Consider the following 11409-nt stretch of genomic DNA (forward strand, 5'->3'; position numbering starts at 1 on the left):
ACTTCATTTGTAACCGTCTTCGGACTTATTCGAAAATGCTAACGCTTCCGATAGGCCATCCCTGGCCAACGAAAGCTAGCCTGACGTCCTGTCAGGACTCACGCTATTTTCTTCAACGGCCTCAAGTTCAGAGTTGAATCACACCAATTACAAGTAAGGTATACAAATCATTTATGCCCCAAAGCAATTCAGCGTAGTTTCTTCTTGATTGTAAGTTACACAGATTTAGCATTACTTTTTCTTATACTTCAACTATACAGATTAAGAGTGATTATCGAGTGGTTCAATAGTTATCTATTGTAGTGATCTAATATTCTTGATTAGGATCTTCAGGTCATTTAAAAAATAAATGTCTAGGGAAGGTGCGAATAAGCGGGGAAATTCTTCTCGGCTGACTCAGTCATTTCATTTCTTCATGTTTGAGCCGATTTTTTCTCCCGTAAATGCCTTGAATCAGCCTATTTAGACCGTTTCTTCGCCATTTAAGGCGTTATCCCCAGTTTTTAGTGAGATCTCTCCCACTGACGTATCATTTGGTCCGCCCGAAACAGGTTGGCCAGCGTGAATAACATCGCCAGTTGGTTATCGTTTTTCAGCAACCCCTTGTATCTGGCTTTCACGAAGCCGAACTGTCGCTTGATGATGCGAAATGGGTGCTCCACCCTGGCCCGGATGCTGGCTTTCATGTATTCGATGTTGATGGCCGTTTTGTTCTTGCGTGGATGCTGTTTCAAGGTTCTTACCTTGCCGGGGCGCTCGGCGATCAGCCAGTCCACATCCACCTCGGCCAGCTCCTCGCGCTGTGGCGCCCCTTGGTAGCCGGCATCGGCTGAGACAAATTGCTCCTCTCCATGCAGCAGATTACCCAGCTGATTGAGGTCATGCTCGTTGGCCGCGGTGGTGACTAGGCTGTGGGTCAGGCCACTCTTGGCATCGACACCAATGTGGGCCTTCATGCCAAAGTGCCACTGATTGCCTTTCTTGGTCTGATGCATCTCCGGATCGCGTTGCTGCTCTTTGTTCTTGGTCGAGCTGGGTGCCTCAATGATGGTGGCATCGACCAAGGTGCCTTGAGTCATCATGACGCCTGCTTCGGCCAGCCAGCGATTGATGGTCTTGAACAATTGGCGGGCCAGTTGATGCTGCTCCAGCAGGTGGCGGAAATTCATGATGGTGGTGCGGTCCGGCAAGGCGCTATCCAGGGATAACCGGGCAAACAGACGCATGGAGGCGATTTCGTACAGAGCATCTTCCATCGCGCCATCGCTCAGGTTGTACCAATGCTGCATGCAGTGAATGCGTAGCATGGTTTCCAGCGGATAAGGTCGCCGGCCATTACCAGCCTTGGGGTAAAACGGCTCGATGACTTCCACCATGTTTTGCCATGGCAGAATCTGCTCCATGCGGGACAAGAAAATCTCTTTTCTGGTCTGACGGCGCTTACTGCTGAATTCACTGTCGGCGAAGGTAAGTTGATGACTCATGATGAACCCTGTTCCATGGCTCCAGATGACAAACATGATCTCATATCAGGGACTTGTTCGCACCTTCCCTAGCACATAACTTCGTTTACCTACATTATTTTAGCGCTGATTATTTTATACTGACGACTGTTCCATTCGCAGAACCGTCGTGGAAATTTATAAAAATGAAACAAAGAATTATAGTAAAAGCCAATATTTTCAAAGCACTGGGGCATCCAACGCGATTATGGATGGTTGAGCAACTTGCACAGGGTGAGAAATGTGTTTGTGAGTTTGTTGAAGGTGTCGATGTCGATTTTTCAACAATTTCTAAGCACTTATCCGTTTTGCGCCATGCTGGAATTGTGGATATGGAAAAACGAGGTAAGCAGATTTTTTATCGTCTCACCATGCCATGCTTAATGACATCGTTACATTGCATTGATGGTTTATTAGATCTACAAATTCAGAAGCAGATCGCATTAATTGAGTAGTTTCAGACCTATCATTTGGTTAAATGGCAAAATAACAAAGTAACCAAATAAGGATCAATCATGGAAATTAAAATTCTCGGTACGGGTTGCACCAAGTGTCAAAAATTGGCAGAGGCTACTAATGCCGCGGCGCAGGCACTTAATCTTGATTACCAGCTAACTAAAGTGACTGATATTGAAAAAATTATGGCCTACAACGTGATGTCGACACCGGCGTTGGTGGTCGACGAGCAAATAACGCTAACGGGACGGCTTGCCAGTGTCGATGAGATCATGACCTTGCTTAAAGCCCATACAGCGTAATGTATTAAGGAGTCGACATGAACGCTAAAAAAATTGTCCGCTACCTGCTGCTCACTATTGTTTGCGTAGGCTTAGGGTTGGTGGGGTATCAGCAATTTGGCACCATATCAGCTGCTAATACTAACAATGCTTATCTTGTGAGGTACTTTCTGTGAGAAAACCGTTGGTGTTAATAGTCGGAAGTACCTTTATTCTATTCATCGGGATAGTAATGTTTGTGCTTAATTCTTCATCAAAAATACAAGATGCTGACAATAAATTAACGGCAGAGATAATGGTTAAGTCAACGTCGAAAAACTCGCAACTCCCGCCTGCGGTTAGCCTTTTTAATGTCACTGAGCAAACATTTAGCCAGTATATTGTATTGACCGGAACGATTGAGCCAACAAAAGTGGCGAGTTTGGCCTCTCCGGCAGAAGGTCCGATTCTAAATCTTGTGGTGCGTGAAGGGGACACTGTCAATTTAGGACAAGAGATTTTACGCATTGGTCGAAATCATGCGGCGGACTCTCTTCAATCTTCTGCCGCAGAAGAAGTACGTAAACAAGTATTGAATTTAAGGCGTATTGACACCTTAGTTAAGCAACATACTTTACCTGAGGAACAACTAGACGAAGCAATATCATCATTAGAAAAGGCGAAGGCTGCATTGAGCCAAGCCAAACAAGCCCTTAATGATTACATCGTGACCGCGCCTTGGTCAGGGGTTATATCTAAGGTCTTGGTTTCAGATGGTCATTTCGTTATTCCCCGAAGTCCCATGGTTGAAATGTATGATCCTGATAGTTTGGTATTGCGTTTTAGCGTGGTAGAAGCCCAAGCATTAGTACTCAAGAAGGGGCATAAAATCAGGGCCACTTTTGATGGGCTTGCTGGGAAGGAATTTGAATTAGAGATTATTCGAGCTTATCCCGATTTAGATAGAAAGTTACGTACGCGTCTTTTTGAGGCGGCGCTGCCTGTAAATGAGTTTATTCCAGGTATGTTTGCGCGGATCAGTGCAATACAACAAAAACACGAAAATACCCTTGTCATACCGATTGATGCGCTTCAAGTGCAAGGAAATGACAAAAGTGTGTTTGTGGTGACTGATAATATCGCCACTCGACGATTAGTCGAAACTGGTCTAGAGCAGGATGATCAAATTGAAGTGTTATCGGGACTGAAAGCGGGCGAGAAGATCGTTCTAACTGGCATTGAACGGGTGAAAAATGGCTCTGCAGTAAGAGTATTGGAGCAACCCGCTAAAAACAATAGCGCGGGTGTTGTGAAATGATCATTAAAGCCGCTATTTCTCGTCGAATTTCAACGGCTGTATTGGCTTTCGGTTTAGCTATTTTTGGGGCGCTAAATCTGAATATGCTACCTGTCGATTTCTTACCTTCGGTTAAATATCCTCTGATAAAGCTATCGATTATTTGGCAGGGGGCGACACCTGAAGATATAGATCAAAATCTAGCCGATCCTATTGAGCGTGAACTGGCCTCCGTAGACGGCCTAGATTATCTTTCATCTAGCGCGATAGAGGGCTTATACCAACTGGATGTCAATTACCGTTACGGCGTTGATGTTGATGTTGCTTATCAAGATACATTAGCGGCATTTAATCGTTCAACCAAAAATCTTCCCGTTGATATTGAAGCACCTGTCATCATCAAAGCAGATCCGTCACAATTACCGATAGTACAAGCGGTGTTTGAATCAGAAAGTATGGATTTGACTCAGCTACGTACTTGGATTGACTCATGGTTAACTCAGCGACTTTTATCCGCCAGTGGTGTGGCAGCCATTGATGTGGCTGGAGGTCTTGAGCGTGAAATTCGTATTTTTGTGGATGATGAAAAGCTAGAAGCCCATGGATTAGACCTTACCACGTTAGAGCGAGTTCTTTCAGCAGAGAACTTACAACGAGTAGGCGGGAGAGTGACAGGCAAATACCGTGAGAATATTGTGAGGGTAATGGGTGAGTTTAGCCAATTAGCCGTTATTCAAGATCTCGTATTAAGCCGTGATAGTAGCGGTAGTATTGTTCGCATTAGGGATGTGGCTGAGGTTAAAGATAGCCACGAAGACATTCGTATGCTGACCCGCTTAAATGGTCATCCGGCGGTTAAAGTTAACGTGATTAAACAAGCCGACGCTAATACTGTCACAACGGTAGATAATGTTGAGGACCGTTTAGCGGATTTAGCGCCATCTTTTCCTAAGGATATCAAATTCACTTTAGTTGAAAACCAAGCCGATTATATCAATGATTCTATCCGTGGTGTTCGTAACACGGCCTTAGAGGCTATGGCGCTGGTTGTGCTGGTATTATTCGTATTTTTAGGTAACTCAAGGCAAGTGTTAATTATTGCGATAGCCTTGCCATTTGCATTATTGGTTAATTTCTTTTTAATGCACCTCGCAGGCTTTTCACTCAATATTTTTTCCCTTGGTGGTCTTGTCGTTGCGATTGGTGTGCTACCCGACACATCAATTATTGTGGTTGAAAATATTTCCCGGCTGCGTAGTTTACATGATAAGGCTAACCCACAATCCATCTCCGAGGAGGCAACACTGGAAGTGGGTGGGGCGATTATGGCAGCGACAGTGACCTTTATAGCGCTGTTTGTTCCGTTTTTACTCGTGCCAGGGCTAATCACCTTACTATTTAAAGAGTTAGTCCTAGTTATTCTTGGTTTGATGATCATCGCGGGTCTTGCCGCTATCACACTGACTCCCATGCTAGGTGGCGTGTTATTAAAAGCCAATCAACGCGAATTTGCCTTCAGTGAGAAAATTAACCATGGCTTACGCTGGGCTTATGGCGCCTTGTTGCATAGCGCATTGCAGTTTAGGTTAACCACTATATTTATATTTATTGGTGTTGCAATCGGTGGTGTGTTGCTGTTTAAGTCCGCAGGGTCTGAATTTTTTCCTGCCGTTGATGATGGTCGTATAGTCGTTAAAATTCGAATGCCTGCGGGGGCGAATTTAGCTCGCATGGATGCCATAGCACAGCAAGTTGAAGCATTAGTGATCGGCGATCAGCGAGTTCGCAGTGTTTTTGCGCTTTCAGGTGGTGCGGTCAGGGGACTGTATACCAATAAAATTGGCAATGAAGGTGAAGTCGATATTGAACTTGTCCCCTCCAGTGAGCGCAAAATCACTACTACGGAATACATCAAAGAATTGCGTCCTAAGGTGGCTAAGTTGCTAGCTCCGGGGGCGATATTAGCGGTCAATCAGGCAAAGATGCGGGGTATTCGCTCTGTGGGACAGGCCGAAATTGAAGTTGAAATTAATGGCTCAGAAGTTGATACACTTTTTGATGTGGCGAATAAATTGGCGGCAAAATTAGCCGAAAGGCCCGAATTAACCAATGTCTATGTCTCACTTGATTCCTCGAAGCCTGAATGGCAAGTTGATATTGACAGGACTCTGGCCGCCGAACATGGCTTATCTACTAAGGAAATTGCCCACGTTCTTAACGGCTACATTAATGGAAGTGTACCGACACGTTATCGAGAGGCGAGTGAGTTGTATGATATCCGAATCATTATGCCTGAGTCACAGTTACGGTCGCGCTCTGATGTTGAAAATATTTCTATAGCCACGCCTTCTGGTCATTATGTGCGCCTTAAAGACGTAGCTAAAGTAACCGCAGCAACTGGTCCTGTTGAAATAATTAGAAAAAACCAGATAAAACAAGTGATTGTACGTTGTGATCCGTCAGCAACGGATCTTAACTCAGCAAAAGAGTTGGTCACTAATATTCTTACAGAGACAACTTGGCCTACGGGATACACTTATTCGATAGGCGGTAAGGCATTGCAAATGACGCAAATGCAAACGACAGTGCAAAGTATTCTGGGCTATGCAGTATTTTTTTCCTTTATTGTCTTAGCGGTACAATTTAATAGTATTCGCCTTCCTTTGGTGATCTTATTTGCCGCACCTTTTTGCCTTACCGGTATTGGATATGGGCTCTTCTTAGCAGGTCAACCGTTTGGAGCTACCGTGATCATTGCGGCTATGATAGTGCTAGCGGCCAATGTTATTGATGGTGTGTTACTGATCCAAACCGCTGAGCGTCAAAAACAACAGGGTATGACCTTGTTGAAAGCGACATTTGATGCAGGTTTGAGCCGCCTTCGGCCTCGATTGATGACGGTATTACCCGCAGTATTGGGATTTATGCCGTTAGCATTAGCATTTGAAGAAGGAGGTGAGCTATTGCGCCCCATGGCAGCTGCTGCCATCGGAGGCTTGTTATTGAACGTTTTTGTCGCACTATTTCTAGTGCCTGTTTTGTATACTTTTATGGCATCTACGCCAGAACCAACATCCATAGATGTTGCTTAAGTTTTAGTATGGTTATGAATGTGTTCATTAGGTAAAAAATGCCTGTAAAGCTGATAGTTTTGCAGGCATTTTCGATTCTAGAGCCATTTAAAGCGCAATCTATACACGGAACGTTATTGAGCGACTCTTTGTCCATTAGCATCAATCACTACTTCACCGTCTTCCTTGGTAAAAGCGCCCTGTTGGGGATTAGGTAAAATATCCAACACCTGTTCCGAGGGGCGGCACAGGCGAGTGCCCAATGGCGTAACGACTATGGGACGATTGATTAGGATGGGGTACTCAAGCATAAAATCGATTAATTCACTGTCGCTAAACTTATCTTCACTTAAGCCTAATGCTGCAAAGGGCTCGACATTTTGCCGCAGTAAACTGCGCACCGAAATCCCCATCTCCGCAATCAGTTGCAGCAGAGTTTGTCGGCTCGGTGGCGTCTCAAGGTAGAGGATAATGGTTGGTTCAACCCCTGTATTGCGGATAAGGCCTAAAGTGTTACGCGAGGTGCCACAGGCCGGATTATGGTAAATCCTAATGCTGCTGTGTGTTTCAACGCTTTGTTTTTCAAGATGGTTGTCTGTGATATTTGCCATAACATGTCTCTGATAACTTCTCTCTGATAACTTTTCTCTGATAGCTTCTCTCTGATAAATAATCGCTTATACATTTATCCATAGGCACTAAATGGATGATTAAGTGCCTATGGTCATAGATCAGAAGGAGAGGCGCAGCGCCAGTGCCGCTAGGGTGACAAACAGCACAGGTACTGTCATCACTATGCCGACGCGGAAATAGTAACCCCAAGTTATATTGATATTTTTCTGCGCCAGCACATGCAGCCATAGCAGGGTTGCTAAACTGCCGATAGGGGTGACTTTGGGGCCTAAATCGCTGCCTATCACGTTAGCGTAGATCATGGCTTCTTTAATCACGCCGGTTGCATTGCTACCGTCTATCGACAGGGCGCCGACTAACACGGTTGGCATGTTGTTCATGATGGAAGATAAAAAGGCGACTAAAAAACCTGTGCCCATAGTGGCAACCCAAAGTCCTTGTGCTGCCAAGCTGTCCAACACGTGAGATAGATAATCCGTTAAGCCTGCGTTACGCAGACCATAAACCACCAGATACATACCCAGTGAAAAGATCACTATCTGCCATGGTGCGCCGCGCAGTACCTTAGTGGTATCTATCCCATGGCCTTTCTTGGCGACCACAAACAGAATAAGCGCGCCCACGGCAGCAACTAAACTCACGGGCACGCCGAGGGGTTCTAGGCCAAAAAAGCCGACTAAGAGGAAGACTAAAACTCCCCAACCGGTTTTAAAGGTGTTGAGGTCGCGAATTGCGGCCTTAGGCTCGCGCAGTTTTTCTAGGTCGTAGGTGGCTGGAATATCTTTGCGGAAAAACACATGCAGCATCACTAATGTGGCGCTAATCGCGGCAATATCGACGGGCACCATTACAGCGGCATATTCGTTAAAGCCTATCTTGAAAAAGTCCGCGGAAACGATATTCACTAGGTTAGAGACGATTAACGGCAAACTTGCGGTATCGGCAATAAAACCTGCGGCCATCACAAAGGCTAAGGTGGCTCCGGCGCTAAAGCCCAGCGCCAGTAACATCGCAATCACGATTGGGGTGAGGATCAGCGCCGCGCCATCATTGGCGAATAAGGCTGCAACGGTAGCACCGAGTAACACTATGTAAGTAAAGAGTAAACGGCCACGACCTTTACCCCAGCGGGCCACATGCAGCGCGGCCCATTCGAAAAATCCTGACTCATCCAATAATAAACTGATGATGATCACGGCGATAAAGGTGGCGGTCGCATTCCAGACGATATTCCACACCACGGGAATATCCCCTAACTGCACTACGCCTAATAGCAAGGCCAATACGGCGCCCAAGGTGGCACTCCAACCTATGCCTAAACCCTTAGGTTGCCAAATCACTAACACTATGGTGAGAACAAAAATCGCCCCTGCCAACCACATAAAACCTCCTAAAAGGGCAGCTATTGCCTGCCCATAACCATAAAATAATGCCCATTGAGGCACATTAACGCTATTTTGCCAATTGGCTTAATCGTTCAATACCAATGGGTTCTTCTTCCTGCAGTGGGATTAATGCCAATCTAGAGGCTAAACCCCGTTGTACTTTGTCGATTTGTGCCACTTCATGGCGAGCGCGCACTTTTAATAGTGGCGAGGTTGTTCTCGCAACGGCGAGGCTGTTATTGATAAGCCATGCCCAAGGCTCGATCCCTGCACGGCGCAAATCCTCTTGTAAATTAGCGGCTTCGAGCACGGGTGTGGTTTCGGGTAGGGTGACTAATAACACCTTAGTGCGCTCTTTGTCCTGTAACTGCATCATAGGGGTTGAATAGTGAGTCGTTTCTCCCATACGTTTGGCGACTTCACGGTGGTAGGCGCCCGTGGCATCGAGTAGCAATAGGGTATGCCCAGTGGGTGCGGTATCCATGACGACAAAGCGTTTACCCGCCTCGCGGATAATCCGCGAAAATGCTTGAAATACAGCGATTTCTTCGGTGCAAGGTGAGCGTAAATCCTCTTCTAGCAAGGCCTTACCTTGGGCATCTAATTCTTTGCCTTTGGTGGCTAACACTTGTTCACGGTAGCGAGTGGTGACTTCAACAGGATCGATTCTGCTGACTTGCAAATTCGCTAATTGACCATGAAGTGTGTGTTCTAAATGCGCAGCGGGATCTGAAGTCGTCAGATGCACATCTAAACCGAGCTCCGCCAATCTCACCGCAATTGCGGCCGCTAAGGTGGTTTTACCAACACCGCCTTTGCCCATCAACATGATAAGGCCATGGTCTTGTTTAGCGATTTCACCGATGAGGTTATCCAGTGTTGGCACTTGGGGATGGCTACCTTGATCAGATTGCTCATGCTCATTAATGTTAAGTAAGTCATTGGGTTGCGCTGGCAGCAAGAGTTGGCGTAATGGTGTAACACCCACCATGTTCATGGATTGCAACGGCAAGCTTTCATGGGGTAATGCCGCGAGAATGGGGGATAAATTGGCGAGTACAGCTTGTTCTCGTCGGTAGATCGCATTGGCAAGGGGATCATCAAGTGCCGCGTTTTGGGGTAATACGCCGTTAATCACTAGATATTGATTTTTAAGGCCCACTTGACGTAATTCTTGGTGAGTGCGCTCCACTTCAATCAGAGTGGATTGCTGTGGGCGCGCAACTAAGATCAAGCGTGTCTTATCGGGATCGGCTAGTGCTGTTAAGGCCTGCGCGTAACGCTCCGCCTGTTTTTCGAGGCCCGCTAATGGGCCAAGACAGGATGCTCCCTCGGGGTTCGCCTCGATAAAACTGCTCCAAGCGCCGGGGAGTTGGAGCAAGCGGATGGTATGTCCCGTTGGCGCGGTATCAAAAATAATATGATCGAAATCTTGCTGTAATGAATCATCGGTCAATAAGCCAGTAAATTCATCGAAGGCGGCAATTTCAGTAGTACAGGCACCGGAGAGTTGCTCTTCAATACTGCGAACCACATCAGGCGGTAAGATCCCTTTGACGGGATCGACAATCCGGGCACGGTATTGTGCTGCGGCGGCTTGGGGATCAATTTCCAGAGCAGTGAGTCCAGCAACGCTATCAATAGGGGTAAGTTGATTACCTATAGTTTGCCCAAAAACCTGGCCCACATTGGAGGCTGGGTCGGTACTGACCAACAACACCCGTTTTCCTTTGTCGGCTAAGTTGATTGCTGTGGCGCAAGATAGCGAAGTCTTACCAACACCGCCTTTACCGGTAAAAAAGAGAAATGCGGGCAGATTTTTAATAAATTTCATGCTGTTATCCTTAGTTCGTTTAATAAATTTCATGCTGTTATCCTTAGTTCGTTGATTAGCAGCAAGCGCTCTTGCCACTGCAACAAGACGTCGCTTCTGTGGCTGGTGCTTCGAGAGTGATTTTGGCCCAACGGGCCAGTTCCTGCCGAGTCGGATAACGGCCAGCTAAAAGCATCTCGCCATTCAGTAGAATCACGGGTAAGGACTCAGCACCTGAGGTGTCTAAAAAGCGTTTGACCAGAGCATTTTCAACAAATGCCATAGGCTGTTGGGATAAGTTGAATCGCTCGACGGTAATGCCTTGCTGTTTCAGCCATTGGCAATCCGCGGCAAAGGTAACGAGTGTTTGATCAACGTCAGCACCACATACGCCAGTACTGCAACATAAAGCAGGATCGAATATCGAAAAATGAGTCATGGCTGTTCCTCGTAAAAAAATTTTGATTTGAATAGGAGGCGATAAACGCCTTAAAAAGTCACTTAGATTGTATATATGAAATTCCATATGTACTATACGCTTAAAAAAATCAGAGTCAAATACCTTGAGAGAATTCGTGATTGAAATATATAAAAATTATATTAATCATAGGAATATGTTGGGGTTGCTTAATTGATTTTATGTTGATCTTGTTCACGGATTTTGTTTTTTTTCGGCAGGGCTTCACAATTGTAAATTTTAGTAAAGGGATAATGTGTATTTATTGATCTAAATCGCAAACATATACCTCAAAAGATATATATTAAATTCCATGCCCTTATCAGGAGTGTGGAAAATGAAGAAAGAGAATCAAGTCAACTTGGGACGGCGCCAGCTGCTCAAGTCAACTGCGGCGGGAACGGTATTAACAGGTATTGGTGGAACCTTATCTTTTACACCTATTGTCGAGGGGATTGCTGCTGAATTACCCGCGTCTCTACGTAGAACGGGCGTGGGTGAATGGCTAGCCACGACTTGCCAAGGTTGTACCTCA

10 protein-coding genes are annotated in these 11409 nt (G+C 45.8%); 5 read left to right on the forward strand and 5 right to left on the reverse strand.

What is annotated here, in order from left to right; genetic code table 11:
- Nucleotides 1–503 precede the first annotated feature (503 nt).
- Nucleotides 504–1484 carry an IS5-like element IS5 family transposase gene (locus H5185_RS13505; RefSeq protein WP_000019403.1) on the reverse strand — a complete coding sequence of 327 codons (981 nt, stop codon included), beginning with the start codon at nt 1482–1484 and terminating at the stop codon, nt 504–506.
- A gap of 164 nt (nt 1485–1648) precedes the next feature.
- On the opposite strand from H5185_RS13505, the gene H5185_RS13510 reads away from it, so the two are divergent.
- From H5185_RS13510 to H5185_RS13525, 4 genes are all read left to right on the forward strand, one after another.
- Nucleotides 1649–1957: a helix-turn-helix transcriptional regulator gene (locus H5185_RS13510; protein ID WP_011717282.1), complete on the forward strand. Its 309-nt coding sequence runs from the start codon at nt 1649–1651 to the stop codon at nt 1955–1957.
- 60 nt (nt 1958–2017) lie between these two features.
- Entirely contained in the window at nt 2018–2260 is a 243-nt protein-coding gene (locus H5185_RS13515) for a thioredoxin family protein (RefSeq protein WP_182742361.1), read from the forward strand.
- A gap of 211 nt (nt 2261–2471) precedes the next feature.
- Entirely contained in the window at nt 2472–3536 is a 1065-nt protein-coding gene (locus H5185_RS13520; RefSeq protein WP_220494459.1) for an efflux RND transporter periplasmic adaptor subunit, read from the forward strand.
- Nucleotides 3533–6607 carry an efflux RND transporter permease subunit gene (locus H5185_RS13525; RefSeq protein WP_182742363.1) on the forward strand — a complete coding sequence of 1025 codons (3075 nt, stop codon included), beginning with the start codon at nt 3533–3535 and terminating at the stop codon, nt 6605–6607. Before H5185_RS13520 ends, H5185_RS13525 begins: the two co-directional genes overlap by 4 nt.
- Nucleotides 6608–6720: 113 nt before the next feature.
- Here the strand turns inward: H5185_RS13525 and arsC are convergent, their stop codons facing one another.
- The 4 genes from arsC to arsD all read right to left on the reverse strand — a co-directional run bounded on the left by arsC (nt 6721) and on the right by arsD (nt 10856).
- On the reverse strand, nt 6721–7197 hold the full coding sequence (gene arsC / locus H5185_RS13530) for a glutaredoxin-dependent arsenate reductase (protein ID WP_011717276.1): 477 nt from the start codon (nt 7195–7197) through the stop codon (nt 6721–6723).
- 120 nt (nt 7198–7317) lie between these two features.
- On the reverse strand, nt 7318–8601 hold the full coding sequence (locus tag H5185_RS13535; protein ID WP_182742364.1) for an arsenic transporter: 1284 nt from the start codon (nt 8599–8601) through the stop codon (nt 7318–7320).
- 70 nt (nt 8602–8671) lie between these two features.
- On the reverse strand, nt 8672–10438 hold the full coding sequence (gene arsA / locus H5185_RS13540; RefSeq protein WP_182742365.1) for an arsenical pump-driving ATPase: 1767 nt from the start codon (nt 10436–10438) through the stop codon (nt 8672–8674).
- Nucleotides 10439–10493: 55 nt separating this feature from the next.
- Nucleotides 10494–10856 (reverse strand): arsenite efflux transporter metallochaperone ArsD, encoded by a 363-nt coding sequence (arsD, locus tag H5185_RS13545; protein ID WP_011717273.1) that lies wholly within the window; start codon nt 10854–10856, stop codon nt 10494–10496.
- A 355-nt stretch (nt 10857–11211) separates the two neighbouring features.
- On the opposite strand from arsD, the gene H5185_RS13550 reads away from it, so the two are divergent.
- On the forward strand, nt 11212–11409 hold a 198-nt coding region (locus H5185_RS13550; RefSeq protein ID WP_182742366.1), incomplete at its 3' end, for a hypothetical protein.

The sequence above is a fragment of the Shewanella sp. SG44-6 genome, from assembly GCF_014164185.1.
In the GTDB taxonomy this organism is placed as follows: Bacteria; Pseudomonadota; Gammaproteobacteria; order Enterobacterales; family Shewanellaceae; genus Shewanella; species Shewanella vesiculosa.

Coding starts and splice junctions, on each gene's coding strand:
- H5185_RS13510 (WP_011717282.1), top strand. CDS start 1,649: ATGAAACAAAGAATTATAGTAAAAGCCAATATTTTCAAAGCACTGGGG.
- arsC (WP_011717276.1), bottom strand. CDS start 7,197: ATGGCAAATATCACAGACAACCATCTTGAAAAACAAAGCGTTGAAACA.
- H5185_RS13505 (WP_000019403.1), bottom strand. CDS start 1,484: ATGAGTCATCAACTTACCTTCGCCGACAGTGAATTCAGCAGTAAGCGC.
- H5185_RS13535 (WP_182742364.1), bottom strand. CDS start 8,601: ATGTGGTTGGCAGGGGCGATTTTTGTTCTCACCATAGTGTTAGTGATT.
- arsD (WP_011717273.1), bottom strand. CDS start 10,856: ATGACTCATTTTTCGATATTCGATCCTGCTTTATGTTGCAGTACTGGC.
- H5185_RS13520 (WP_220494459.1), top strand. CDS start 2,472: ATGTTTGTGCTTAATTCTTCATCAAAAATACAAGATGCTGACAATAAA.
- H5185_RS13525 (WP_182742363.1), top strand. CDS start 3,533: ATGATCATTAAAGCCGCTATTTCTCGTCGAATTTCAACGGCTGTATTG.
- arsA (WP_182742365.1), bottom strand. CDS start 10,438: ATGAAATTTATTAAAAATCTGCCCGCATTTCTCTTTTTTACCGGTAAA.
- H5185_RS13515 (WP_182742361.1), top strand. CDS start 2,018: ATGGAAATTAAAATTCTCGGTACGGGTTGCACCAAGTGTCAAAAATTG.